27 protein-coding genes, 1 tRNA gene and 1 riboswitch are annotated in these 24,443 nt (G+C 62.5%); of the genes, 13 read left to right on the top strand and 15 right to left on the bottom strand.

Annotation, left to right across the window (positions count from 1 at the left end; genetic code table 11):
- Positions 1-2: 2 nt before the first annotated feature.
- Both JJJ17_RS14075 and JJJ17_RS14080 read left to right on the top strand, forming a co-directional pair.
- Positions 3-1,181, top strand: coding sequence for a DUF1501 domain-containing protein (locus JJJ17_RS14075; RefSeq protein WP_200687493.1), 1,179 nt, complete (start codon positions 3-5; stop codon positions 1,179-1,181).
- Positions 1,182-1,201: 20 nt separating this feature from the next.
- Complete coding sequence (locus JJJ17_RS14080; protein WP_200687495.1) at positions 1,202-1,918, top strand: GNAT family N-acetyltransferase; 717 nt, start codon at positions 1,202-1,204, stop codon at positions 1,916-1,918.
- Positions 1,919-1,921: 3 nt separating this feature from the next.
- Here JJJ17_RS14080 and JJJ17_RS14085 read toward each other — a convergent pair whose 3' ends face one another.
- Positions 1,922-2,656, bottom strand: coding sequence for a response regulator (locus JJJ17_RS14085; RefSeq protein ID WP_200687497.1), 735 nt, complete (start codon positions 2,654-2,656; stop codon positions 1,922-1,924).
- Positions 2,657-2,788: 132 nt separating this feature from the next.
- Here JJJ17_RS14085 and mce point away from each other — a divergent pair, with 132 nt between their 5' ends.
- Both mce and JJJ17_RS14095 read left to right on the top strand, forming a co-directional pair.
- On the top strand, positions 2,789-3,193 hold the full coding sequence (mce, locus tag JJJ17_RS14090) for a methylmalonyl-CoA epimerase (RefSeq protein WP_200687498.1): 405 nt from the start codon (positions 2,789-2,791) through the stop codon (positions 3,191-3,193).
- Positions 3,193-3,462 carry a DUF1467 family protein gene (locus JJJ17_RS14095; protein WP_200687500.1) on the top strand — a complete coding sequence of 90 codons (270 nt, stop codon included), beginning with the start codon at positions 3,193-3,195 and terminating at the stop codon, positions 3,460-3,462. Before mce ends, JJJ17_RS14095 begins: the two co-directional genes overlap by 1 nt.
- Here JJJ17_RS14095 and JJJ17_RS14100 read toward each other — a convergent pair.
- Positions 3,419-4,135, bottom strand: coding sequence for an EI24 domain-containing protein (locus JJJ17_RS14100; protein WP_200687502.1), 717 nt, complete (start codon positions 4,133-4,135; stop codon positions 3,419-3,421). The genes JJJ17_RS14095 and JJJ17_RS14100 overlap by 44 nt on opposite strands.
- Positions 4,135-4,704: a nitroreductase family protein gene (locus JJJ17_RS14105; protein WP_200687504.1), complete on the bottom strand. Its 570-nt coding sequence runs from the start codon at positions 4,702-4,704 to the stop codon at positions 4,135-4,137. The genes JJJ17_RS14100 and JJJ17_RS14105 overlap by 1 nt, the downstream gene beginning before the upstream one ends.
- A gap of 108 nt (positions 4,705-4,812) precedes the next feature.
- On the opposite strand from JJJ17_RS14105, the gene JJJ17_RS14110 reads away from it, so the two are divergent.
- Positions 4,813-5,064, top strand: coding sequence for a DUF167 domain-containing protein (locus tag JJJ17_RS14110; protein ID WP_200687506.1), 252 nt, complete (start codon positions 4,813-4,815; stop codon positions 5,062-5,064).
- Here JJJ17_RS14110 and JJJ17_RS14115 read toward each other — a convergent pair.
- Positions 5,061-5,306, bottom strand: a complete 246-nt coding sequence (locus JJJ17_RS14115; RefSeq protein ID WP_200687508.1) for a hypothetical protein — start codon at positions 5,304-5,306, stop codon at positions 5,061-5,063. The genes JJJ17_RS14110 and JJJ17_RS14115 overlap by 4 nt on opposite strands.
- Before the next feature lie 256 nt (positions 5,307-5,562).
- Here JJJ17_RS14115 and JJJ17_RS14120 point away from each other — a divergent pair, with 256 nt between their 5' ends.
- Positions 5,563-6,216: a M48 family metalloprotease gene (locus JJJ17_RS14120; RefSeq protein ID WP_234464108.1), complete on the top strand. Its 654-nt coding sequence runs from the start codon at positions 5,563-5,565 to the stop codon at positions 6,214-6,216.
- A gap of 291 nt (positions 6,217-6,507) precedes the next feature.
- Complete coding sequence (locus tag JJJ17_RS14125) at positions 6,508-6,858, top strand: hypothetical protein (RefSeq protein ID WP_200687511.1); 351 nt, start codon at positions 6,508-6,510, stop codon at positions 6,856-6,858.
- Positions 6,859-6,868: 10 nt separating this feature from the next.
- Here the strand turns inward: JJJ17_RS14125 and ilvN are convergent, their stop codons facing one another.
- From ilvN to JJJ17_RS14140, 3 genes are all read right to left on the bottom strand, one after another.
- A complete protein-coding gene (ilvN, locus tag JJJ17_RS14130; RefSeq protein ID WP_200687513.1) occupies positions 6,869-7,429 on the bottom strand; it encodes an acetolactate synthase small subunit in 561 nt (186 codons plus the stop codon).
- Between the two features lie 63 nt (positions 7,430-7,492).
- Complete coding sequence (locus JJJ17_RS14135; RefSeq protein ID WP_200687515.1) at positions 7,493-9,247, bottom strand: acetolactate synthase 3 large subunit; 1,755 nt, start codon at positions 9,245-9,247, stop codon at positions 7,493-7,495.
- Between the two features lie 170 nt (positions 9,248-9,417).
- Positions 9,418-10,254, bottom strand: a complete 837-nt coding sequence (locus JJJ17_RS14140; RefSeq protein WP_200687517.1) for an arginyltransferase — start codon at positions 10,252-10,254, stop codon at positions 9,418-9,420.
- A gap of 199 nt (positions 10,255-10,453) precedes the next feature.
- Here JJJ17_RS14140 and JJJ17_RS14145 point away from each other — a divergent pair, with 199 nt between their 5' ends.
- On the top strand, positions 10,454-13,252 hold the full coding sequence (locus tag JJJ17_RS14145; protein ID WP_200687692.1) for a [protein-PII] uridylyltransferase family protein: 2,799 nt from the start codon (positions 10,454-10,456) through the stop codon (positions 13,250-13,252).
- Positions 13,253-13,290: 38 nt separating this feature from the next.
- Here the strand turns inward: JJJ17_RS14145 and JJJ17_RS14150 are convergent, their stop codons facing one another.
- Together JJJ17_RS14150 and carA are read right to left on the bottom strand one after the other, a co-directional pair.
- Positions 13,291-15,408, bottom strand: a complete 2,118-nt coding sequence (locus JJJ17_RS14150) for a glycosyltransferase (protein WP_234464109.1) — start codon at positions 15,406-15,408, stop codon at positions 13,291-13,293.
- Between the two features lie 116 nt (positions 15,409-15,524).
- Entirely contained in the window at positions 15,525-16,670 is a 1,146-nt protein-coding gene (gene carA, locus JJJ17_RS14155) for a glutamine-hydrolyzing carbamoyl-phosphate synthase small subunit (protein WP_200687519.1), read from the bottom strand.
- Between the two features lie 146 nt (positions 16,671-16,816).
- Here carA and JJJ17_RS14160 point away from each other — a divergent pair, with 146 nt between their 5' ends.
- Both JJJ17_RS14160 and JJJ17_RS14165 read left to right on the top strand, forming a co-directional pair.
- Positions 16,817-17,278: a GatB/YqeY domain-containing protein gene (locus JJJ17_RS14160; protein ID WP_200687520.1), complete on the top strand. Its 462-nt coding sequence runs from the start codon at positions 16,817-16,819 to the stop codon at positions 17,276-17,278.
- A gap of 45 nt (positions 17,279-17,323) precedes the next feature.
- Positions 17,324-17,512 (top strand): DUF3008 family protein, encoded by a 189-nt coding sequence (locus JJJ17_RS14165; protein WP_200687522.1) that lies wholly within the window; start codon positions 17,324-17,326, stop codon positions 17,510-17,512.
- A 62-nt stretch (positions 17,513-17,574) separates the two neighbouring features.
- Here JJJ17_RS14165 and JJJ17_RS14170 read toward each other — a convergent pair whose 3' ends face one another.
- The 5 genes from JJJ17_RS14170 to lipB all read right to left on the bottom strand — a co-directional run bounded on the left by JJJ17_RS14170 (position 17,575) and on the right by lipB (position 21,724).
- Positions 17,575-18,075, bottom strand: a complete 501-nt coding sequence (locus tag JJJ17_RS14170; protein ID WP_200687524.1) for a DUF2244 domain-containing protein — start codon at positions 18,073-18,075, stop codon at positions 17,575-17,577.
- 3 nt (positions 18,076-18,078) lie between these two features.
- Complete coding sequence (gene ctaD, locus JJJ17_RS14175) at positions 18,079-19,755, bottom strand: cytochrome c oxidase subunit I (protein ID WP_200687526.1); 1,677 nt, start codon at positions 19,753-19,755, stop codon at positions 18,079-18,081.
- A 216-nt stretch (positions 19,756-19,971) separates the two neighbouring features.
- Positions 19,972-20,334, bottom strand: a complete 363-nt coding sequence (locus tag JJJ17_RS14180; RefSeq protein ID WP_200687528.1) for an MliC family protein — start codon at positions 20,332-20,334, stop codon at positions 19,972-19,974.
- Positions 20,335-20,499: 165 nt separating this feature from the next.
- Positions 20,500-20,967 (bottom strand): c-type cytochrome, encoded by a 468-nt coding sequence (locus tag JJJ17_RS14185; RefSeq protein ID WP_234464110.1) that lies wholly within the window; start codon positions 20,965-20,967, stop codon positions 20,500-20,502.
- A gap of 79 nt (positions 20,968-21,046) precedes the next feature.
- The gene (gene lipB / locus JJJ17_RS14190; RefSeq protein WP_200687530.1) at positions 21,047-21,724 is read right to left on the bottom strand and encodes a lipoyl(octanoyl) transferase LipB; all 678 of its coding nucleotides are present in this window, start codon (positions 21,722-21,724) and stop codon (positions 21,047-21,049) included.
- Between the two features lie 96 nt (positions 21,725-21,820).
- Between lipB and JJJ17_RS14195 the strand changes: the two genes are divergently transcribed.
- The 3 genes from JJJ17_RS14195 to JJJ17_RS14205 all read left to right on the top strand — a co-directional run bounded on the left by JJJ17_RS14195 (position 21,821) and on the right by JJJ17_RS14205 (position 23,248).
- Positions 21,821-21,907 (top strand) — tRNA-Leu (locus JJJ17_RS14195).
- 145 nt (positions 21,908-22,052) lie between these two features.
- Positions 22,053-22,448: a hypothetical protein gene (locus tag JJJ17_RS14200; protein WP_200687532.1), complete on the top strand. Its 396-nt coding sequence runs from the start codon at positions 22,053-22,055 to the stop codon at positions 22,446-22,448.
- Between the two features lie 105 nt (positions 22,449-22,553).
- Positions 22,554-22,685: riboswitch (FMN riboswitch) on the top strand.
- 74 nt (positions 22,686-22,759) lie between these two features.
- Positions 22,760-23,248 carry a 6,7-dimethyl-8-ribityllumazine synthase gene (locus JJJ17_RS14205; RefSeq protein WP_200687533.1) on the top strand — a complete coding sequence of 163 codons (489 nt, stop codon included), beginning with the start codon at positions 22,760-22,762 and terminating at the stop codon, positions 23,246-23,248.
- A gap of 239 nt (positions 23,249-23,487) precedes the next feature.
- Here the strand turns inward: JJJ17_RS14205 and JJJ17_RS14210 are convergent, their stop codons facing one another.
- Positions 23,488-24,435, bottom strand: a complete 948-nt coding sequence (locus JJJ17_RS14210; RefSeq protein ID WP_200687535.1) for a D-ribose ABC transporter substrate-binding protein — start codon at positions 24,433-24,435, stop codon at positions 23,488-23,490.
- Between the last annotated feature and the right edge of the window lie 8 nt (positions 24,436-24,443).

Below are 24,443 nucleotides of genomic sequence, written 5' to 3' on the forward strand. Positions count from 1 at the left end.
TCATGCTGTCACGACGCCTGTTTCTGAAATCCGGCGCGCTGCTGGGCTGTTCCGCCGCAGCGCATCCGTTTCTCAGCAGCATCACCTTTGCCTCTGCTCCGGGCGATAACCGTCTGGTCGTCATCATCCTGCGCGGGGCGATGGATGGGCTGGACGTGTTCCAACCCTACGGCGATCCCGAACTTGCGCAACTTCGTCGTAAATTATCGGTCGGTCCGCAGAACGGCGCGCATGATCTGGACGGCTTCTTCGCGCTGCATCCCGCGCTTGGCGATCTGATGCCGTTGTGGAAGGCGGGCGAGCTTGGCTTCGTTCCCGCCGTTTCGACGCCTTACCGCGACAAGCGCAGCCATTTCGACGGTCAGGACATTCTTGAGGCGGGGTCGGGCACCGACATGCCCCTGCGTGCGCAGCGCGATGGCTGGCTGAACCGGCTGCTGCAGAACATGCCCGGCGTCGAATCGCATACCGCCTATTCGGTCGGGCTGGATGAGATGCGGATCCTCGAGGGTCCGGCAGCAACCCGGAGCTGGTCACCGGCCACGCAATTCCGGCTTAGCCCGCAGGGCCAGCGTCTGTTGCAGCATGTCTGGCATGACGATCCGCTGTTTCGCGAAGCCGGTAGTCAGGCGGTTCAGATCATCTCGGACGGGATCGAGGCTGTGAATGAACCCGGCGGGCCGACCCGTGATGCAAGGGCGATTGCCCAGTTCGCTGCTGCCCGGCTGAACGAAGAGACGCGGATCGCCTCTTTCTCGATCTCTGGTTGGGACAGTCACGCGCAGCAGGAAAAGACGTTGCAGCGGCCGATGCAAAGGCTGGCTGCGGCGATCCTGACGCTGAAAGAAGGGCTTGGCGCGAACTGGGGGCGGACAACCGTGCTGGCGATGACCGAATTCGGGCGCACCGTGCGCGAGAATGGCGGCGGCGGGACCGATCACGGCACCGGCGGGGCGATGCTGATGGCAGGTGGCGCCATTCGCGGGGGACGCGCCTTGGGCGACTGGCCGGGGCTGCGCGAATCCGATCTGTATGCCGGGCGCGACCTGATGCCGCTGCGCGATATTCGTGCCTATGCGGCTTGGGCGATGCATGATTTGTTCAACGTTCAGAATGACATTCTTGAACGCGCGGTCTTCCCCGATCTGGACATGGGCGACAATCCGGGCATTCTCGCCTGACCAAAAGTCAGGAGGCATCAATGTCCGCAACCGCGCGCAGCTTGGGGGAACAGGTCGAAACGGTTCAGGCGGTTCTGCCGGGTGAGGCCGGGTTCGATGCCGGTCCGGTCCGCTTCGAGCGTCTTTCTGCCGCGCGACATGCTGCCCAGATATTCGAAGCGCAGCAGGGGCAGGACTGGGTCTGGGATTACATGCCGATCGGGCCTTTCGCCGATGAGGCATCGTTTCGGCTTTGGATGAAGGGGGCGGAAAGCTCTGCCGATCCCTGCTTTTACGCGATCATTCGAAAGCAGGACGATAAGACGGTTGGGTATGCGTCCTTCATGCGGATCGAAGCTGCGAATGGCGTGATCGAGATCGGGAACATCCTGCTGACGCCGGAATTGCAGCGTAGCCGCGAGGCGGGGGCGGCGCTGATGGCGATGGTCGGATGGGCTTTCGAGAATGGTTACCGACGGCTTGAATGGAAATGCAACGCGTTGAACCTGCCGTCGCGCCGGGCCGCGCTGCGGCTTGGTTTCAGCTATGAGGGCACGTTCCGGCAGCACATGATCATCAAGGGCCGCAATCGCGACACGGCATGGTTTGCGATCACCGATGCCGATTGGCAGGCGCTGGCCCCTGCTTATGCGGCATGGCTGGCGCCCGACAATTTCGGGCCGGATGGAAGCCAGCGGCAAAGTTTGTCCGTGCTGACCGAAGCTGCTCTGCCGGGCCGCCGCGACCCGGCGCTTTGAACCTTACAGCGTCGCCACGCGCGCCAGACGGTCATGCACCATGCCGCTGATGCGGGCCAGATCGGTCGCAAGGGCGTGCCCCGCCTGATGATCCTGCGCCAGCGCCGTGGCTGCCTGTTCCAGCGCCTTGTCATGCGCAGAGCGCGCCACCCCGGCAAGAAAGCGGGCGATATAGTCGATCTCGGTCGTGTCCTGCGCGTTTGAAAGGATCTCTGCCACATGCGCCAGATCGTCGCGCAGGCCCGAGGGATCGGGCTGGATCACGTCGTCCGGCAGCACCCGCAGGCCCGTCGCCCGCGCCGCCTCTGGCAGGACGGACAGGATCGCCTGCTGGAACACCGCAAGATTTTCGATCGGCTTTTCCAGAAAACCGTCCGCCCCCGCCGCCATCGCCGCATCGACCAGATCGGGATTGCCCGAAATCCCAAGGATGACCGGCACCCGGGGCGAGGTCGCGGCAATCTGCCGGATCAGGCTGGCCCCGTCGCCGTCAGGCAGTCCCATATCGACCAGAACCACTGTCGGCCGATAGGTCTGAAGATGCCGCGCGGCAGAGCGCAGGCAATCCGCCCGCCTGATCCGTGCGCCTGATCGCAGGCAAAGCAGCCGCACCGCCTCGCTGGAAAAGCGCGAATCTTCTACCATCAGCACGGTCAGTCCCGTCAGCGGACGTCCCGGCATCGCCGCTCGCCATAGCGGGAAATGTTCCTGCGATCCTTGTCCCGTTTCCGTCAGCATTCTGCTGTCCCCGTCTGAACCTGTCTGACCCTCAGTGAAGCAGCGATTCTCTAAGATCGGGTTAATCCAGCCCCGGTTTTCCTTCCGTTCCCCGGTCGGTGCCGTTAAAACGACATCAGCAGGGAGAGTGTGATGATCGGACGTCTGAACCATGTGGCCATTGCCGTGCCTGATCTGGCGGCGGCGTCGGCGCAATATGCGGATGTGTTGGGCGCGACTGTCGGCGCGCCGCAGGACGAGCCGGATCACGGTGTAACCGTGGTTTTTATCGAACTGCCCAACACCAAGATCGAACTGCTTTACCCCTTGGGCGACGACAGCCCGATCCGTGGATTTCTGGACAAGAACCCCTCGGGCGGCATCCACCATATGTGTTTCGAGGTCGAGGATATCATCGCCGCCCGTGACCGCCTGAAGGCCGAAGGCGCGCGCGTTCTGGGCAGCGGCGATCCGAAGATCGGTGCCCATGGCAAGCCTGTGCTGTTCCTGCATCCCAAGGATTTCAACGGCACGCTGATCGAACTGGAGCAAATCTGATGAACCTGACCGGCGCTGTCGTCATGTATGCGATCCTGTGGTTCCTGACCCTGTTCATCGTCGTGGTGATCGGGCAGCGCAGTCAGCAGGATGCGGGCGAGATCGTGCCCGGCACCCATGCCGGTGCGCCCGCCGATCTGAATTTCAAACGGAAAGCGTTGTGGACCACGCTGATCGCTGCGGCGATCTGGGCGGTGCTGGCCTGGATCATCCTTGGCGGGGTGATCACCCGCGCAGATGTGGCGAATTTCGACCGGCTGTTCCGCTGACCAGATGAAAGAGATGGGTGAATGCCGCCGCCGCCAGCAATGGCACGGCGATATTGACCAGCGGGATGCTCAGCCCGATTGCGACCAGAATGCCGGTAAAGGCGATCCGGCCCGCATATGCTTTGCGCAGGGCCGCCGCGTCCGGTTTTGACAGATGCCGCCTTGCCGCCATCTGAAAGAATTCTCGCCCCAGCAGCCAGCCATTGACGGCGTAGAACAGGACCGGGGCCAGCGGTCCCAGAACCGGCGTCAGCAGCAGCGACAGGATCGCCACCAGCAGAACCAGCGCCATCAGGGCAATTGATTCCGATAGCCCGTCAAGGATGCTAAGCGATGTCCCGCGCCGGTCGGGATAGTGGATCTCCTCGACCGCCTCGGCGACATTTTCGGCAAATAGCCCGGCGAAGCCAGCCGCAACCGGGGCCATCAGGAAAAACCCCATCAGCGGAAACAGCGCCAGCGATCCCCATGAGAGGGCATTGCCCAGATCGATGGCACCGATCCACGGCAAGGCGAAATCCCCCGGCAGAAAAGCGCGGATTACCCAGAAAAGTCCGGTCTGCAGCAGGATGAACAGCAGGATCGTCAGCGCGATCCCGATCAGCACCAGCCGCAGGATGCGGGGTCGCAGCAGGTCGCCCCAGCCAAGCGCCAATGCGCGGAATGCCTGCATCACAGCCAGGTTGTCCGGGCAGTGACATCGGGGCGCGGCCGTTCCGGCGGGGTGTCGCCGCGGCTGCCGATATGAACCATGCCGACGATCCGCTCTTCAGCGCCAAGGCCCAGATGTGCGCGGCCAAAGTCCTGATCAAGCGCCACCAGCCCGGTCAGCCACGCAGCCCCCCAACCCGAGGCCAGCGCCGCATTCACCAACCCAAGACAGACCGCGCCTGCCGACAGGAACTGTTCCCATTGCGGAACCTTGGGGCTTTCGACGGGCGAGGACACCACCGCGACGATCACAGGCGATGCAAGGGCCGAGGCCGCTTTGTCCGCCGCTGCCTCATCCTGACCAAGGCTCAATGCCTGCGCGCGCAGCAGCGGGGCCAGCCCGTCCAGCGTCTCGCGGCCAAGGACGATGAACCGCCACGGCTCCAGCTTGCCGTGATCGGGAACCCGCGCGGCCAGTTCCAGCAAGCGCAGGATTTCGTCGCGACCCGGTGCCGGTGCCTTCAGCAGCTTCGGCGGATGCGAGCGGCGGCTGCCCAGAAATTCCAGCGCTGCCTCGTTTCGGTGTTCCATCCCGTTCTCCTTCCGCCTCGGCGATCCTTGTCCGGAGTTTTTACAGACCGGCGAAACGGGTGCAAGCCGGGGCTTGCAGGGCAGGGCGCGCGCCCCGATGCTGCCATCATGACCGATCTTTCGCATCTTGCCGTCTCCGGCGCTGAATTTACTTTGCGGGTCACCCCGAAAGCCCGCCGAAATCAGATCGCGCTGGACGAAACCGGCAGGATCAAGGTGCAGGTGACCGCCGCGCCCGAGGATGGCAAGGCGAATGCCGCAGTCCTCAAACTGCTGGCGAAATCGCTGGGCGTGGCCAAATCGCGTCTGGTGCTGGTTCGCGGTGCCAGTGCCCGAGACAAGCTGGTGCGGCTGGATTAGCTCTGCTGCTCGATCCGATAATTGCCCTCTGGCAGGTTCAGCGCCAGCCGCAGTTCGGCCAACTGATGCATGGTGAACGTGACGCGGACAACCTCGTCTCCGTCGGGGCTCATCTGTTCAACGACGACACGGTCGTCGAAGGTCAGGATCACGATATCCTCGTTCAGCGGACGGGTGTTCGGCTCTGCCTCATCGATCAGCGTGATGATGCTGGCGTCGAAGTCGTGCTCGATGGTGAACATGGCGTTCTCCTTTCACCTCCCGACATTTGCGTGAAGTTGCGCCGGGAGCAAGCCACAGTATTTGCGCACGCCCTCGGCTAAAGATAAGCTGTGCTGACTCGGTCGAACCGCGCGAAAAAATCTCGGGACCGGGCAGGCGAGCAGGGGCATTATCTTCATGAGTAGGATTGCGTGGGTCTTTTGTGTGGGTGCGCTGGCGGTAGCCGGTTGCGCGCCCGGATCGATGCAGCAGGCAAATTCGCCTGCGGGAACACCATTGCCAACGACGCCCGCGCCGGTGTTGACCAATGACGGCTCGCCGCAATCTGCGGCACGGATGTTCGTCGAGGTGATGCGCCGGATGGAGCCTGCGGTCGAACGCGAATGCCTGCAACGCCGCACGCAGCCGATCAATTGCGATTTCCAGTTCGTCGTCGATGACCGCCCGGGGATGGAGCCGAACGCCTTCCAGACCATCGATGCCAGCGGTCGCCCGATCATCGGCATGACGCTGTCGCTGATCGCGGCCACCCGCAACGGTGACGAGGTGGCGTTTGTCGTCGGCCACGAAGCCTCGCACCATGTTCTGAACCATCTCGACCGCAAGGCCGGGGCGGCGGCGGCAGGTGCCGTCATTCTGGGCAGCCTTGCCTCGGTCTATGGCGGCAACGATTCGGCGATCGAGACCGCGCAGCGCATCGGCGCCTCCGTCGGGTCGCGCTATTATTCGCGGGACTGGGAACTGCAGGCCGATTATCTGGGTGCGATCATGACGCTGAATGCGGGCTTCGATCCCGTCAACGGCTCACGCTTCTTCGAGCGGCTTCCCGATCCCGGCAATCATATCCTTGGCACACACCCGCCGCGCGCCGAGCGTCTGACGCAGGTTCGCCGCGCGGTCGAGGATGTGCGCAGCGGTCGCGCGCACTGAACGGCGATCCACAGATTCACGCTGTGTGATTCGAGCGGTAAATGTGAATGCGGCCCTTAACGACTTCATAAATCGAGTTGCTTGATTTAATCATTCCGCCCCGGACGGGTTCTGTGTTATCGTTAGCGTCGGCTAAATAGGGCGCGGGGCTGAAAAAAATGCACAGTTTGTAAAAAAAGGCTGGCATGACGGCGGATTTCTGCTTTAGTCCGTACAAATAACAATAAAATGATCAAGCATGTTGACAAAGACCGCTTGCCTTCGGGTGATCGGGGGGGAGTAAGAAGCGTAATGATTGGGGTCATTGTCTGGAGCAGCGAGGACCGCGAAAAAGCGGTCATCTGGTGTGAGGATCACGCATCGCTGGCATATCTTCAGGGAAGAAGCAGTCTGACCGATCCGCAGACCTGGCCGGGGCCGGGCGATCTGGTCGAACTGGAAAGCGAGATCGTCGGCGCGCTGCGATATGCGCGTCATGTCGCGATGGTGTCAGAAAATGGCAGGCCGGATCTGGGTGAGATGCTGAAGGCGCAGCCGGTTGCGTCCAGAGAATCCCATCTGCGTCTTGTCGCTTCAAGCGATGTCGAGCCGACGGATCGGATCGCGCGGGCGCCAGCCTGGCGGGTCGGCGCCGCGCGCTAAGTCGCGTTGTTCAGGCGCCGCGTGCCAGCGCGGCGACCCCGGTGCGGGCCATATCGACAAGGCCCAGCGGACGCATCAGATCGGCGAAGGCATCCAGCTTCGCCGGAGTGCCGACCACTTCGAAAACAAAGCTTTCCAGCGTTGAATCAACCACATTCGCGCGGAAGATTTCGGCGATGCGAAGCGCTTCGACGCGCTTGTCGCCTTGACCCCGAACCTTGAACAGGCCCAGTTCCCGTTCGACCGCCGGACCTTCGGCGGTCAGGTCGTGAACCTCATGCACCGGCACGATACGGCCAAGCTGCGCCTTGATCTGCACGATCACACCCGGCGTTCCGCGGGTGACAACGGTGATCCGCGAGCGGTGCCCGGTATGATCCACCTCGGCCACGGTCAGGCTGTCGATGTTATAGCCGCGCCCGGAAAACAGCCCGATCACGCGGGCCAGCACGCCCGGCTCGTTCTCGACCAGAACCGCCAGCGTATGGCTTTCCTCGATCTGCGCATTCGGGTCGCGAAGGTCGTAGGCCGAATGGCTCGACGCACCTTTTTGAATATTCAAAGCATTCATGGTTCTGCCTTCTTCGTTGCAGAAATACCGCGGGGGTGCGGGGGCGGCGCCCCCGCGACGATCTCAGACCAGCACTGCGCCTTCGGCCTTGATGGCGTCTTGCGTTTCGGCGTCGCCCAGCAGCATTTCATTATGCGGTTTGCCTGACGGGATCATCGGGAAGCAGTTCTCATGCTTTTCGACCAGCACATCCAGAATGAACGGCCCGTCATAATCCATCATCTGCTGAATTGCCGCATCCAGATCCTTCGGATCGCGGACCTGCGCGCCTTTGCAGCCGAAAGCCTCGGCCAGCTTGACGAAATCGGGCAGGCTGTCCGACCAGCTTTGGCTGTAACGCTCGCCATGCAGCAATTGCTGCCATTGCCGGACCATGCCCAGCCGCTCATTGTTCAGGATGAACTGCTTGACCGGCAGACGGAACTGCACCGCCGTGCCCATTTCCTGCATGTTCATCAGCCAGCTTGCATCGCCCGCGACATTGATGACCAGCGCCTCGGGATGCGCCATCTGCACCCCGACCGAGGCCGGCAGGCCATAGCCCATCGTGCCAAGCCCGCCCGAAGTCATCCAGCGGTTCGGTTCATCGAAATGCAGGAATTGCGCCGCCCACATCTGGTGCTGGCCGACCTCGGTGGTGATGTAGCGATCCCGGTCCTTGGTCAGCTCTTGCAGGCGCTGCAGGGCGTATTGCGGTTTGATGATCGTGTCGCTGTTGCGGTAGAACAGCGAGTTCTTGGTTCTCCAGCCCTCGATCTGTTCCCACCACTTGCCCAGACCAGCCTTGTTGACCTTGGACCCGCGCGCCTTCCAGACCTCCAGCAATTGCCCCAGAACCGAGGCGACATCGCCGACGATCGGCACATCGACCTGAATGACCTTGTTGATCGAGGACGGATCGATATCGATATGCGCCTTGATCGAGCCGGGGCTGAAATCGGCCAGCCGCCCGGTGATCCGGTCATCGAAGCGCGCGCCGATATTGATCATCAGATCGCAGCCATGCATCGCCAGATTGGCCTCGTAAAGACCGTGCATCCCCAGCATTCCCAGCCAGCCCTTGCCCGAGGCGGGATAGGCGCCCAGACCCATCAGCGTCGAGGTGATCGGGAAGCCGGTCGAATCCGCCAGTTCGCGCAACAACCTGCTGGCTTCGTTCCCCGAATTGATGACCCCGCCGCCGGTATAAAGGATCGGCCGCTCTGCCTGTTCGATCAGTTCGACCAGACGGGTGATCGCGCCGATATCGCCCTTGCGCTCGGGCTGATAGCGGCTTGTCTCGACCTCGGTCGGCGCGACATATTCGTCGGTCGCGAATTGAACATCCTTCGGAATATCGACCAGAACCGGACCCGGACGGCCCGAGGTGGCGACATGGAACGCCTTGTGGATCGTCTCGGCCAGCTTGCCCGTATCCTTCACCAGCCAGTTATGCTTGGTGCAGGGGCGGGTGATGCCGACGGTATCGGCCTCCTGAAAGCCATCGGTGCCGATCATGAAGGTCGGAACCTGACCCGACAGAACGACAATCGGGATCGAATCCAGCAGCGCATCGGTCAGCCCGGTGACCGCATTGGTCGCGCCGGGGCCAGAGGTAACCAGAACGACGCCGGGTTTCCCGGTCGAGCGGGCATAGCCTTCGGCCATGTGAACCGCGCCCTGTTCATGGCGGACCAGAACATGGGTGATGTCGTTTTGCTGAAAAATTTCATCATAAATGGGTAGTACCGCCCCGCCCGGATAGCCGAATACGGTATCGACGCCCTGATCGCGCAGCGCTTCGACAACCATTCTCGCACCCGTCATCATTCGGGACATGTCTCTTACTCCATTAAGTTAACCCCACCCGGACAGAATCCCGCCCGCGCGTCGGCGCAAACTATGGAGACCGCCGGAAAGGGTCAATGGGCATTCTGGAGAAAGTAACGCTGTGATGCCGAAATTTGAAATTATCTTGCGTGATTTGGTCGGGCGTATTGCGTGCCCGGCTACCGATCAAACTGCGGCAGCGCGATCCGCGCCACCTGTTCGATGATCGGATCGACCGACAGCGGATGCGCTTCGTTCGAGTGTTTCTGCGGATCGCCGATATTCTGCCAGACCCCGCCCTTATAGATCTCCAGCGCCGAGAACCGCGCCTTGTAATCCATCTTCCGGCTGCCCGGCACCCAGTAACCCAGATAGATATAGGGCAAGTTGGCCGCACGGGCGATCTCGATGTGATCCAGAATGATATAGGTGCCAAGGCTGGCCGCCTGCATCGCCGGATCATAGAAGCTGTAAACAAGGCTCAGCCCGTCATCCAGAACGTCGGTCAGGCAAACCGCGACCAGATCGTCATCGCTTTTCGCTGCCCCCGGATTGCCGCCATCGCGCCGATACTCGATCACCCGGGTCTTGACCGGGGTTTCCTCAATCATGGCGGCGAATTCGAAGATATCCATGTCGGCCATGCCGCCATCGGTGTGGCGACTGTCCAGATACATGCGGAACAGTTCGAACTGCTCTTCCGTGGCCCAGGCGCTGGTGGCGATCCGGCGCAGATCGTCGTTGCGCCGCTTCAGCCGCCGCTGCGTCCGCGACGGATGGAAATCCGCGATCCTTATTCGCGCCGACATGCAGGCCACGCAGCTTTCGCAGCTTGGCCGATACAACACGTTTTGCGAACGCCGGAAGCCCTGCCGCGACAGTGCATTGTTAAGCTCGGTCGCGTTATCCCCGTGCAAGGCCGTGAACAGCTTGCGCTCGGCCCTGCCGTGCAGATACGGGCAGGGCTGCGGAGCCGTGACATAGAACTGTGGCGCGTGGGGAAGAGTGTGCCGCATCAGGAACACACCACGCGACAGAATGGCATAACGGGACTGATCATGCGGGAAACGATGTCCGACTGCGCCTCATGGTTGAACTGGGCAAAGCCTAACAACGATTCCTGCACAGGGAAAGCCGGGAAAGGATTAAAGCCTTCATCGATATTTCGGTGTCTGGGTCGTTGACGCAACAAAGGCAATGGCTACTGTTCCCGGCATGAATTTCAGCAGCCGCATCACCCGCCATCCGATCCCCGCCGATAGCGCCCGCGCCGCCGATCTGGCGGGCCTGTTCACCGGACTGCCGGGGCCGGTTGTCGATCTGATCGCCGCGACCGCAGGCAGTAGTCCCTATCTGGCGGGGTTGCTGGCGAAAGAGGCGGAATGGCTGCCAGAAGCTCTTGATCACGACGATGTTGTGGCGCGCGAGACGGCGGGTTTCGAAGAGCTTGCACCGGATGACCTGTCCATCGCCCTGCGCCGGGCCAAGCGTCGCATCGCGCTGATGACCGCTTTGGCCGATATGGGCGGTGTCTGGCCGCTGGAGCAGGTCACCGGCGCGCTGTCGGATTTTGCGGATCGCGCCGTCGATCTGGCGCTGCGGGTCCATGTCGCGCATGAGCAGCGGCGCGGAAAGCTGCCCGAGACCCAGGCCGATGCCGGTGGCATCTTCGCCTTGGCCATGGGCAAGGGCGGCGCGGGCGAACTGAATTACAGCTCCGACATCGACCTGATCGTTCTTTTCGACGAAACCGCCTATGCCGATGCCGACCAGCAAGAGGCGCGCGCCGCCCTGATTCGTGCCACCCGCAAGATGACCGCGACGCTGTCGGACGTGACCGGACACGGCTATGTCTTCCGCACTGACCTGCGCCTGCGCCCGGACGCGGCGGTGACGCCGGTCTGCATCTCGACCGCCGCGGCGCTGGCCTATTACGAGGCCGAGGGCCGGACATGGGAACGCGCCGCCTTCATCAAGGCGCGGGCGGCGGCGGGCGACATCAAGGCGGGCGAGCGTTTCCTGCGCGAACTGCGCCCCTTCGTCTGGCGCAAGCATCTGGATTTTGCGGCCATTCAGGACGCCCATGACATGCGCCTGCGGATTCGCGACCATAAGGGGCTGGGCGGCAAGCTGTCGGTGCCGGGTCACAATATGAAGCTGGGGCGTGGCGGCATCCGCGAGATCGAATTTTTCACCCAGACCCGCCAATTGATCGCTGGCGGTCGCGACCCCGATCTGCGGCTTCGCGATACGGTCGGCGGCCTTGCGGCGCTGGCCGCGAAGGGCTGGATTCCGCCCGAAGTGGCCGAGGAACTGACCGCCCATTACCGCGAGCATCGCGATATCGAGCATCGCATCCAGATGGTGAACGATGCTCAGACCCATTCTCTGCCAAAGGATGCCGAGGGGCTGCGGGTCATCGCCGCCATGATGGGCGAGGGCGATCCCGACGCCTTCGAGACAAGACTGAAATCGCGGTTGGAGCGGGTCCACGATCTGACCGAATCCTTCTTCGCGCCCGGCGAGACCCCGGATCGCCCCGATCTGTCCGAGGAATCCCGTACCATCATCTCGCGCTGGCAGTCCTATCCGGCGCTGCGTTCCGCCCGCGCCCAGCAAATTTTCAAGCGGGTCGAGCCAGAGCTTCTGTCCCGCATGGCCCGCACCGGCCATCCGCAGGATGCGCTGGCCCGGTTCGACAGCTTTCTGTCGGGTCTGCCCGCGGGGGTGCAGCTTTTCGCGCTGTTCGAGGCCAATCCGCAATTGATCGACCTGATCGTCGATATCTGCGGCACCGCGCCGGGCCTTGCCTCTTATCTGGCGCGGCATTCGGCGGTGCTGGACGCGGTTCTGGGCGGCAGCTTCTTCGCACCTTGGCCGGGGGCCTCGGGGTTGCGCGATGCGCTGACCGCCAGCCTTCAATCCATGCTCACCAGTCCGGGCGGCGGGTATGAACAGGCGCTGGATACTGCCCGTCGCTGGGCGCATGAATGGGAATTTCGCATCGGCGTTCACCATCTGCGCGGGCTGATCGATGCGGATGAAGCCGCGTTGCAATATGCCGATCTGGCCGATGCCTGCATCGCCGCGCTGTTCCCGATCACCGCCGAGGATTTCGCCCTGCGTCATGGAGCCCCTCCGGGTCGGGGGGCGGTGGTGCTGGGCATGGGGTCGCTTGGCGCGCGGAACCTCAATTCCGGCTCGGATCTCGATCTGATCGTGATCTACGACGCCGCGGGCGAGGACAGTTCGGACGGAAAACGGCCTCTGGCGACGCGCGCCTATTATTCACGCCTGACGCAGGCGATGATCACCGCGATCTCTGCACCCACAGCCGAGGGGCGGCTCTACGAGGTGGATATGCGGCTGCGCCCTTCCGGGCGGCAAGGGCCGGTCGCGACCTCGATCCAGAGCTTCGAGAATTACCAGATGACCGAGGCCTGGACATGGGAGCATCTGGCCCTGACCCGCGCCCGTGTCGTTGCCGCGACGGGATCGGATGGCGAGGGGCTGTCCGCCGATGTCGAGGCGCTACGGCTGCGGATCCTCAAGGAACGCGGCGGCGATGCCCGCGTGCTGCCGGATCTGGCCGAGATGCGGACGCGCATTTTCGCGGCGAAAGCGACCGATGGCGCATGGGAAGCGAAGGTCGGACCGGGGCGATTGCAGGATATCGACCTGACGGCGCAAAGCCTAGCGCTTCGGGCGGGCGATCCGGCGCGATCAACGCTGGCGCAATTACGAGCGGCGCGACGGGCCGGGCTGATCGATGCCGAGACGGCCGACAGCCTGTCCTCGGCCTGGCGGTTCCTGTGGCGGTTGCAGGCCTCTGGGCGATTACTGACGGCAAAGCCGCTGGATCTGGACGAGCTGGGCCGTGGTGGGCAAGAGCTTCTGCTGCGCGAGACGGGGCAGCCGACACTCGACGCGCTGACCGATGAGCTTGCGCGAAAGGTGAAGCTGGCTGCCGGGATGATCGACGCTCTGCTGCCACCGCACGAGAGCGGGAAGTAAGGCCCGCTCCTCTGTCCCGGCCCAACGGTGTGTCGCCTTCAGGCAGTCGCTCGCTCACTTGCCACCAATGGTGCCGTGCCGGTGCCGTTTTCGGCAGCCGCCGCAACCGGCCACATATCGCAATTTGCTGCATCTTCGGTCGGACGCGCCTCGCCGATCTGGCCCAGAAACTCTACGGTAGCCGTGCCCTCGAGCATCACCACCACCGGCTGTCCCTCGGTCGCGTCATAGATGCCATGCGCCGTCTTGTCCCAGTAAAACGGCTTCACAACCACCTCGTAAATCGCCTTCCAACCGGCAAGACAGCCTAGCGGGAAATAGAAATGCATCCCCGGCACCCAGGCCAGCAAATGACGATGCTTCTTGCCGCGCACCGCCCACATGCCCACCGCGATGCTGATCAGTTCCGAGATGATGAAGGTTCCGAACAGCAAAACCGTCGCATATCCGCCCAGAACATCCTGCAGCGGTGCGCGCAACGGATGCGGCAGGCCAAGGCTGAGCAGCCAGAAGCTCCACAAGACAGGGGCCAGCAAATATTGCGACAGCGCGCCGAAAAACTGGATCTGGAAGCCTATGAAACGCCACGCGCCAAGTTCGCGCCACAGCACGACCGGCTTGCGCATATGGACGCCCCAGGTCATCGCATAACCCTTGAGCCAGCGCGAGCGTTGCTTGACCCAGGGCAGGGCGCGGCAATTCGCCTCTTCGTCGGTGGTGGTATCGATGATCTCGGTCCGCCAGCCGCGACGGGCCAGACGGACGCCCAGATCGGCATCCTCGGTGACGTTCCACGCATCCCACGCGCCGACATCTTCCAGCGGCTGGCGGCGGAAAAACAGCGTCGTCCCGCCCAGCGGCACCACCAGCCCAAGCCGCGCCACGCCGGGCAGCAGCACCCGGAACCATGTCGCATATTCGATGGTAAAGCAGCGGGCGAGCCAGTTGGTGCGCGGGTTGTAGTAATCCAGCGCCCCCTGCAGGCAGGCCACATCCGGCGGCGCGAAGTGGAAGCGTCGGGCGACCTTGTGAAGCTGATCGGGGTCTGGCCGGTCCTCGGCATCCCAGATGCCGATGATCTCGCCCCGGCAGAAGTTCAGCGCATAGTTCAGCGCGCGCGGTTTGGTTTGCACCGGGCCATCGGGCACTTGCACGACCCTGATCCAACCGGGCAGGGTGGCACCGTCCAGCGCCTTGCGGGTGACCTGATCGCTGGCCTCGATCACCAGCAGGATATCGGTCAGCTCGCGCGGATAATCCAGCCGCGCCAGCCGCGCGACCAGCTTGCCCGCCACATCGCTTTCCTTGAACAGAGGCACCATGACCGAGATCAGCGGCAGCGGTCCGGTCATCTCGGGCGCGGCGACCGCACGGCTGGCTAACGCTTCGCGCAGCGCCTGATCCTCGGCGTTCTTGGCCAAGGTGGCACGGAACGCCGCCAGCTTCAGCCCGCTTTGGGCGATCAGGCTGATCGTCGCCCAGATCGTCAGGACCGATAGCACCGCCACCGGCGTCAGGCAAAGACCCGCGACCATCAGGGCGATCAGCCCCATTGCGATCTGTCCGGTCCGCGCCTCGTTCCTTGTGCGGCAGCTTTCCTCGGCCGGGACGCGCAGTTCGGCGCGGCGGGTCAAGGCGATCCGGCGGGTTGCAAGAACGCCCGACTGCGCCTGTTCATCGCTGCAAAGCACCATGCGGACCTGCCCGAAAGAAGCCGGAAACTGTGGGGTCAGGGCTTCGAAATGTTCGGGCCGCGCGGTTGCGACCCAAGTGACACCGCCGATCCGTCGCCAAGGCAGGATGCCATGGCGCAGGCAGAATTCGGCGCCAAGCGCATCAATCAGGCGCGGGTCGGGCGGGGATTGGATTGGGTCAATGGCCGAGGTGCGCCACTGCCGGGTCAGGGCGCGCAGCAGCGCCTCGGGCGTGACCCAGCCTTGCGACAACAGGATCTGGCCCAGCCTGACATTCTGACGCTGCCGCATGACCACGGCTTTCAGCAGGTTGCCGGGATCGACTGCCTCGTCCTCCAGCAACATTCGTCCCAATTGTCGCTGATTGTGCGATGCAAGCCGGGCGACCATTTTCGCCGACGAGTCATCATCCTGCGCCGGACGGCGAGCGGTCGAATTCGGCAGGCGCGCAATCTCGGCCATGGGCGATTCCCTTGTGGATCGACCAAAGGTTGCATGGCGCGAGTTAAGAACAGGTTAAGCGTGATCTGAGGGCGTCATCGCCCGATTTAAGCTCGGGCGATGTCTAATCTCAGCCTTCAGCGGCGGGCGCGCATCGAATCGGTGAAGCGCTGGAACAGATACAGGCTGTCCTGCGGGCCCGGCGCGGCCTCGGGGTGATATTGCACCGAAAAGACCGGACGATCTTCCATGCGGATGCCGCAATTGCTGCCGTCGAATAGGCTGACATGCGTCTCGATCACGCCCTTGGGCAGGGTCTGGCTGTCCACCGCGAAACCGTGGTTCATCGAGGTGATCTCGACCTTGCCGGTCTCGACATCGCGGACCGGGTGGTTGGCACCGTGATGGCCGTGACCCATCTTTACCGTCTTCGCGCCAAGTGCCAGCGCCAGCATCTGATGGCCCAGACAGATGCCGAAAATCGGCATGTCGCGGTTCAGCAATTCCTGAATCATCGGCACGGCATATTCGCCGGTCGCCTCGGGATCGCCGGGGCCGTTCGACAGGAACACGCCTTCCGGCTCATGCGCCAGAACGTCCTCGGCCGTGGCGGTCGCGGGCAACACGGTCACATCGGCACCATAGCTGACCAGCGAGCGCAGGATATTGCGTTTCGCGCCGTAATCCAGCGCCACCACCTTGAACGGCTTGTCCTCGGTCCGCGCGGCAAAGCCCTTGGCCCATTCCCACGCACCTTCGTCCCAGTGATAGCTTTGCGCGCAAGAGACGACCTTGGCCAGATCCAGCCCAACCAGACCCTGCCAGTCGCGGGCGCGGGCGATCATTGCCTCGATGTCGAAATTGCCGTCCGGGTCATGGGCCAGAACCACATGCGGCGCGCCCAGTTGGCGGATCGCGCGGGTCAGGCGGCGGGTATCGACGCCGCCCATGCCGATACGGCCACGCCGCGCCATCCAGTCGGGCAGATCGCCTGCCGCGCGCCAGTTCGACGGCTCGGTCGGATCCCAACGGACCACGATGCCGCTGGCCACCGGATCGGCAGCTTCGTCATCTTCCGGGGTGATGCCGGTATTGCCGATATGGGGGAAGGTGAAGGTGACGACCTGGCTGGCGTAAGAGGGATCGGTCATGATCTCCTGATAGCCGGTCATCGCGGTATTGAAGACCAGCTCGGCGACGGTTTCGCCGGTTGCGCCAAAGCCCTGGCCGTAGAAGACTGTGCCGTCGGCAAGCACGAGGCAGGCGGTCGGTTTTTTGGCCATGTCGGCACCTCTGTCTGAATCAGGCGGTGAATAGGCGTCACACGCTTCAAGGTCAAGGCGTCCCGCCCGCTTGATTTATCGGCACCCCCGCCCTACATCGCGATCTTTCCCGGCCCCATGCGGGCACCAGCCGTCAGAGATGTATCATGGAACTGCGAGCCAAGCTGCAAGCTGCCACCAAAGACGCGATGAAAGCCAAGGACAGCGAACGTCTGTCAACCTTGCGCCTGATCGGCGCGGCCATCAAGGACCGCGAGATCGCGCTGCGCGGGGGCGATACCGATGGCGTGCTGACCGAGGGTGATCTGGTCGCAATACTGTCCCGGATGGTCAAGCAGCGTCAGGAATCGGCCAAGGCCTATGAAGAGGGCGGTCGTCTGGAGCTTGCCGAGAAGGAAGAGAACGAGATCCGCATCATTCAGGAATATCTGCCGCGTCAGTTGGACGAGGCAGAGACTGCGAATGCGATCGACACCGTGATCGACGATCTGGGCGCCACCGGCATCCGTGATATGGGTCGGGTGATGGCCGAATTGCGGGTGCGTCACGCCGGGCAGATGGATTTCGGCGCGGCTGGCCCCAAGGTCAAGGCGCGGCTTCTGAACTGAACCCTTCGGGGATAAACAGCGTTTGGCGGGCAGGAGGATCAACCCATGCCCGCCAAATCCAAAGCCCAGCAGCGAGCCGCAGGAGCGGCTCTTTCCGCCAAACGTGGCGAGACCAAGGTCAGCGAATTACAGGGTGCCTCGCGCGAGATGTATGACAGCATGACCGAGGATGAGCTGGAAGATTTCGCCTCGACCAAGCTGGACGGTTTGCCTGATCGCGTCGATGACGATTAACGCTGCTTGAGGTGGGTCTGCGCAGCATCGAAGGTGAACCCGGACGTGGCATTGCCCTCGACTTACCTTCGCAGCCGTCCCAGCCGATCCTGCAATTCATCCCTTAGCGCCACCCGCTCTTCGGGGGTCAGAAACGCGCCCAGCTCTACCTCGCGCTGACCGTCGGTCAGGGTCAGGTAATGCTCGACCGGGCCATTGCGCAGGCTTGCCCTGACCCAGTAGCTGTTGGTCTTCCATTCACGCACCGGGCGCTTTGGGTCATGCCGTTGCAGATGCAGCGCGTTGTGGTTCATGTCGAGAAGCTCGTAGGTCTGACCCTTCCGATAGCTGCGCTGAAGCGCGAACCAGATCGCCCAGATCGCCAGCCCGGCAAAGGGTAGCAGCCCCCACAACGCCGTCGTCCCGACCACCGCCAGCATCGGCAGCGACAAGAGCCCCGCCGTGATGCCGATGAACCAGACGAAGCCCGTGGCGGGCAGCGACTGATAAGGCCACAGCCTCAGACGATAGGAAACGGCCCCGGAATCCTCCGGGGCCGTGTCGATTTGCCATTCATAGGGCATCGATCAATGCGCGTGGCTGCGATCCCAGTCCTCACGCTTCGGAAGCTGCTCGAAAGTATGCTCCGGCGGCGGCGAGGTCAGGGTCCATTCCAGCGTGTCCGCATATTCGTTCCAGTAGTTGTTCTCGGTCACGCGCTTGCCTGCGAACAGGGTGTAGAACACGATGCCGATGAAGAACAGGAACGAGGCGAAGGACAGATAGGCGCCCAGCGAGCTGATATTGTTCCAATACGCATATTCGACCGGATAATCGATATAGCGGCGCGGCATCCCCTGACGGCCAAGGAAGTGCTGCGGGAAGAAGGTCAGGTTTGCACCGATGAACATCATCCAGAAATGCAGCTTGCCAGCCCATTCGGGATACTGACGGCCCGACATCTTGCCGATCCAGTAATAGATGCCCGCGAAGATCGCGAAGACCGCGCCAAGGCTCATCACATAGTGGAAGTGGGCAACGACGTAGTAGGTGTCATGGTAAACCCGGTCCAGCGGCGCCTGCGACAGAACCACGCCGGTCACGCCGCCGACGGTGAACAGGAACAGGAAGCCAAAGGCCCAAAGCATCGGCGTCTTGAACTCGACCGAACCGCCCCACATCGTTGCGATCCACGAAAAGACCTTGATGCCGGTTGGCACGGCGATCGTCATCGTTGCCAGCATGAAGTAGCTTTGCTGGGTCAAAGACATGCCGACGGTGTACATGTGGTGCGCCCAGACGACAAAGCCCAGCACACCGATTGCGGCCATCGCCAGCACCATCGGCAGGTAACCGAAGACCGGCTTTTTCGAGAAGGTCGCGATGACGTGGCTGATGATCCCGAAGCCGGGAAGGACGATGATATACACCTCCGGGTGGCCGAAGAACCACAGGATGTGCTGATACAGGATCGGATCACCGCCGCCAGCCGGGTTGAAGAAGTTGGTCCCGAAATTGCGGTCCATCAGCAGCATGGTGATGGCCCCGGCCAGAACCGGCAGCGCCAGAAGGATCAGCCAGGCGGTGATGAAGACCGACCAAGCGAACAGCGGCACCTTGAACAGCGTCATGCCGGGGGCGCGCATGTTCAGGAAGGTGGTGATGATGTTGATCGCACCAAGGATCGACGAGGCGCCCGAGACGTGGACGGCGAAGATCGCCAGATCCATCGAATAGCCGGTTTCGGTCGTGGAGAGCGGCGGATACAGCACCCAGCCAACGCCCGAGCCCGGCTGGTCAGAGCCGCCCGGAGCCAGCAGCGAGGCAATGCCAAGCGCCACACCGGCCACATACATCCAGTAGGAAAGGTTGTTCAGGCGCGGAAAGCTCATATCCGGCGCGCCGATCTGCAGCGGCATGAAATAGTTGCCGAAGCCGCCGAAAAGCGCCGGAATCACCACGAAGAACATCATCAGGACGCCGTGATAGGTGATCATCACGTTCCACAGATGCCCGTTCGGCGTACATTCCTGAGTCGCATCGGCAATCAGCCGCGCGCCCTCAAGACACATATACTGGACACCGGGATGCTGCAGTTCCATCCGCATATAGACGGTGAAGCAGACCGAGATCAGCCCCACGATGCCAGCGGTGAAAAGGTAAAGGATCCCAATGTCCTTGTGGTTGGTGGACATGAACCAACGGGTAAAGAACCCGCGCTGGTCGTGATGGTCGTCGTGGCCATGTGCGGCTGCGTCTGCCATACCCGAACTCCTCAAAGTATCGTCATGCCGGCGCTCTCACGCCGACGTCATCACGCTTTCTTTAGACCAGCCGACCCCACCCGGCAATCCGTCAGAGGCGTTCCCATAAACTAAGTGGGCGCATTGTATCAGAATAGTTGCCCCGAGGCGCAGCCGGGTTGCCATCTTTTCCGGGGGTGCGACGCCGGGTCGCACCCACTGGCCCGGTCGCCACCCTTACTGGCTCTCTGTCGCAGCCGTTTCGGTGCAGTCCTGCGACGTATCCGCCATCTCGTCGCGCAGCGTCGCGGTCTCGCCCTTCGACCACCATTCATACTGACCCGAGACATAGCGCGCGCCCGAGCCGGAGATCACGTTGACGAAGACGCGCTCTTCCCCGTCGATCGGCAGCAACGCCAGATTGTTGGTCTCGCTATTGATGTATTGAACCGGAAATGCCGCGCCGCCGTCGCAGGAATAGCTGGCCGAGACGATGCCGCCCTCGGCCCCGGTCTTCAGCGAAAGCGACAGGGTTGCCTCGGCGAAAGCAGGCGAAGATATTGCGCCAAGCGCAAGAAGGGGCAGGAAAAATCTGGTCATCGAAGGATTCCATTCTGGGTGTTGGATGGGGGCAAGAAAGGCAGGGCGCCCGATCGTGGTCAACACACAAGGGCGGGATCGCCCGCAGCTTCGATCAGATAAAACGAGGTTTTCTTGCTTGAATGCAGCGGGGAGAGGCGCAGTATTTCGTGCCGATCAGAGGCGCTATTCGGTCGCCGCTTCCGTCTCACCTGCACCTGACGACACGCTTGCCAGATAGGCCGCCAGATCCGCCTGACCCTCGCGCAGCCGGAAGGTCATCTTGGTCCGGGCCGCCGGATCGCCGCTTTGGGCGCGCAGCCACCCGTTCGGATCGGTGATGTAGCTGACCAGTTCATCTTCGGTCCAGACCAGATCGGGTTTAGCCTCTGCCACCTCCAGAATGCCCGGCCCATAGCGATATTCCTCGTCCGAGGCGATCCTGCGTCCGATGACATTCCACAGATTCGGCCCGGCTTTGCCGCCGCGCTGAATATCCACCCCCTGATCGTCCTGAATCATATGGCAGGCCCGGCATTTTCGAAATTCGTTCTCACCGGCGACGGGATCGCCTGCATCCTGCGCATGTGCCGGATTGCCAAACCCGGTCCAAAGAAGGACCGCAAGAAACATCAAGGGGGTCAGGGCTCGCATCGTCTTTCCTTGCTGGCTCCGGTTCATGACCCTGTTCTACGCCCGCCCGCGCCGGATGGCACCGCCGCGGAATGTCGCATCACCCGGTCGCGCCGAAAACCTGCTCGAAGCCGCGTTTCAGTGCGAGGTCCAGATCCTCCATCCCGACCGGCAGGCCCAGATCGACCAGACTGGTCACCCCGTGCCCGCTGATGCCGCAGGGGACGATGCCGCTGTAATGGGCCAGATCGGGTTCGACATTGATGGCGATGCCGTGAAAGCTGACCCACCGGCGCAGCTTGACCCCGATTGCCGCAATCTTGTCCTCGCGCGGACTGCCATCAAAAAGCGAAGGCTTTTCGGGCCGCGCCACCCACACGCCCACGCGACCGTCCCGAATTTCTCCGGTCACGCCGAACTCGGCCAGAGCGGCGATTACCCATGCCTCAAGCTGGGCCACGAACTGCCGCACATCCCGCCCGCGCCGGTTCAGATCCAGCATCACATAAACGACGCGCTGTCCCGGTCCGTGATAGGTATATTGCCCGCCACGCCCGGTTTCATGAACCGGAAACCGCGCCTCCAGCAGATCGGCGGCCTTGGCGCTGGTGCCTGCGGTGTAAAGCGGCGGATGCTCGACCAGCCAGACGGCTTCATCCGCTGTGCCCTCATGGATCGCGGCCACGCGCGCCTCCATGAAGGCCACGGCCTCGTCATAGCCGGTCAGTCCGTCCGAGATGATCCATTCCACCATGCCCGCGATCTGGGCCTTTCTCATGGCCTCGTCAAGCCACCCCGGTCTTTCGCGGGTGGCATCGAAAAAGCCTCTTTTCAATCTCCGACGCCTCGGCTATCACCCCGGCACTGCCCGGATGCGGTCGTGGCGGAATTGGTAGACGCGCAGCGTTGAGGTCGCTGTTCCTTAACCGGAGTGGAAGTTCGAGTCTTCTCGACCGCACCATTTACACCCCAGCATTTTATACGACGCGGTCGTTGTCGTGGCCAAACTGGCCGACACTGACGGCCGAGTAATGATGAGCCTCTTTACGACGGCGGCCAGATCGACTTCTGTTCGGTCTATTATTTCGACTCCAGAGGATATTTTCATGAGAAGCATATCGATTGCTGCCTGCCTCGCCTTCATACCCTCGCTTGTCTCTGCAGATTTGCCGCGAGCGGCACAATGTTCGCCGGTCGATATGTTGGGGATGCTCGTCGAGAGCGCCTCTTGGACATATGATGACGCATCGGGCGCAGCAGCGGGAACGATAACCGTTCGTGGCGAGGAGTTTCCCGCGACGACCGTCTGGCAGCGCCCACATGACGTCGGCTTCAAGGTAAATCTTCGGTTCGAAATGCCGCAATTCGGTACATACGAAGTGGTCGTGTTCCAACTCGACGCGGAGCCACGGATCGCGGTGCTTGGCTATGAGAGCCACGAGAGCGACCGGTTCGTGTCGTTCACGACCGGCTTCGCCGAAGCGACCTGTGAGTTCGGATAGGCGGCGTCCTTTCTGCTGCCCGGCGGAGAGAACATCTTTGACGTAAAGTGACGAAACTTGCCGCTTTCTTTCCCTTGGACTCGCGCAATCGAGGTGATATTTAGGTTACGTTCTCAGGGCGGGGTGCAATTCCCCACCGGCGGTTACAGCCCGCGAGCGCCTTCCCGGTTGGGAAGGGTCAGCAGATCCGGTGAAATTCCGGGGCCGACGGTATAGTCCGGATGGAAGAGAATCGTGGCTGTTTCCCACCCAGGGGCCGGTCATGATGCGTGCTCTGGGACCTGACGCAATTTAACGTAAGGTTCCGAAAGATGACCAAGACCAACCCTACCAAAACCAACGCCCGCATTGCCTTTATCAAGGCCCGCTGGCATTCCGACACCGTTGACCGCGCCTATGACGGCTTCATGGCCGAAGTGCCGAAGCTGATCCCCGGCGCCGAGGTTGACGCCTTCAACGTCCCCGGCGCGTTCGAGATGCCGCTCTTGGCGAAAAAGCTGGCCCAGACCGGCAGATACGACGCCGTGGTCGCAGCCGCGCTGGTCGTGGACGGCGGCATCTATCGCCATGATTTCGTGGCTTCCGCCGTTGTGACTGGCCTGCTGAATGTCGGGCTGGAAACCGGCATTCCGGTCTTCTCGGTCTCGCTCACCCCGCACCACTACCGCGAGGAAGAGGTCGTCGCAGGCTTCTTCCGCGAGCATTTCGTGAAGAAAGGCGCCGAAGCCGCAGAGGCCGTCCGTCAGGTTCTGGCGCTGGATGCCGAACTGGCTGCAGGCGACCGTTCGGACGCTGCCTGATCGGCGACACTGAAAGGAGTGTGCTTGCCCGGAACAAGGTGCCGCAAGCACCGCCGGGCAGTGCCTGTCCGTCCCACCGAATGGGCACTTCGTCGCCGTTTCGCGCAATAGACAAGGTTCGGCGGGATGGCACCATAAAGTGCCGGGAAAGACTGTAGCAGTGCCCATCCGACGGACGGGCACCGCTCTCATCTCGATCTTTCCGGTAGGGTGGGCTTTCGGCCCACCCCTCTGTCATCTCATTCCGACAGAACGAACGGCGAGGTATATTTGTCCGCGTTGTCTGCGGTGATCAGCAGGCAGTCGAACAACTGCTTCTCGCTATCCGCGCCGGTTTCGCCTGTCTTGATGAAGTTGTCCGCCTGACGCACCGCCTCGGCCGAGAAGATCGCGACGGGTTGCAGCACGGTATATTGCAGCTCACCGGCCTTCACCGCCTCGACCGCATCGGGCGAGCCGTCGAAACCGCCGACCTTCACCTGATCCAGACGCCCGGCCTCTTTCAACGCCGCGATCGCGCCAAGCGCCATCTCGTCATTGCCCGAGATCACGCCATTGACCTCTGGGTTGGCTTGCAGCAGCGACTGCATCTTCTGATAGCCCTGCGTGCGGTCCCAGTTGGCGACTTCATGGCCAACCTTCTGCAGATCGGGATACTGGGTCAGCACGGTTTCGAAACCGTTCGAGCGGGTCTGGGCGTTGTTGTCGGGCGGTGCGCCGAACAGTTCGACATAGGTGCCGCTATCGCCCATCGCCTCGACCCAGGCCTGCGCGCCAAGGGCCGCGCCTTGCGCGTTGTTCGAGACGAGCTGCGCCTTGGCCAGACCTTCCTGATTGATCTCGGCATTGATCAGGAACACCGGAATGCCGGCATCGACCGCCTTCTGCACAGCACCGACGGAGCCGTCGGCATTGGCCGGGTCAAGAATCAGCGCCACCGATTTGTTGGTGATTGCCGTATCGACCAGCGTGCTTTCGGTATTGGTGTCGCCGCGATGCGCGGACAGATTGGCGGTATAGCCAAGCTCTTCCGCGGTTGCCTTGGCGACCTCGCCCTCGGTGAACCAGTAGGGGTTGGCGGGATCGTTCACGATGATCGTGATCAGCCCCTCCGCCGAGGCGGCAGCCGCCATCAGCGGAACCGAAGCGGCTGCGGCAAGCAGCATCCGGCGTGTCATTTTCAACATTATCTTCC

Origin of the sequence: Paracoccus caeni, from assembly GCF_016629665.1 — a bacterium.
GTDB classification, from domain to species: Bacteria; Pseudomonadota; Alphaproteobacteria; order Rhodobacterales; family Rhodobacteraceae; genus Paracoccus; species Paracoccus caeni.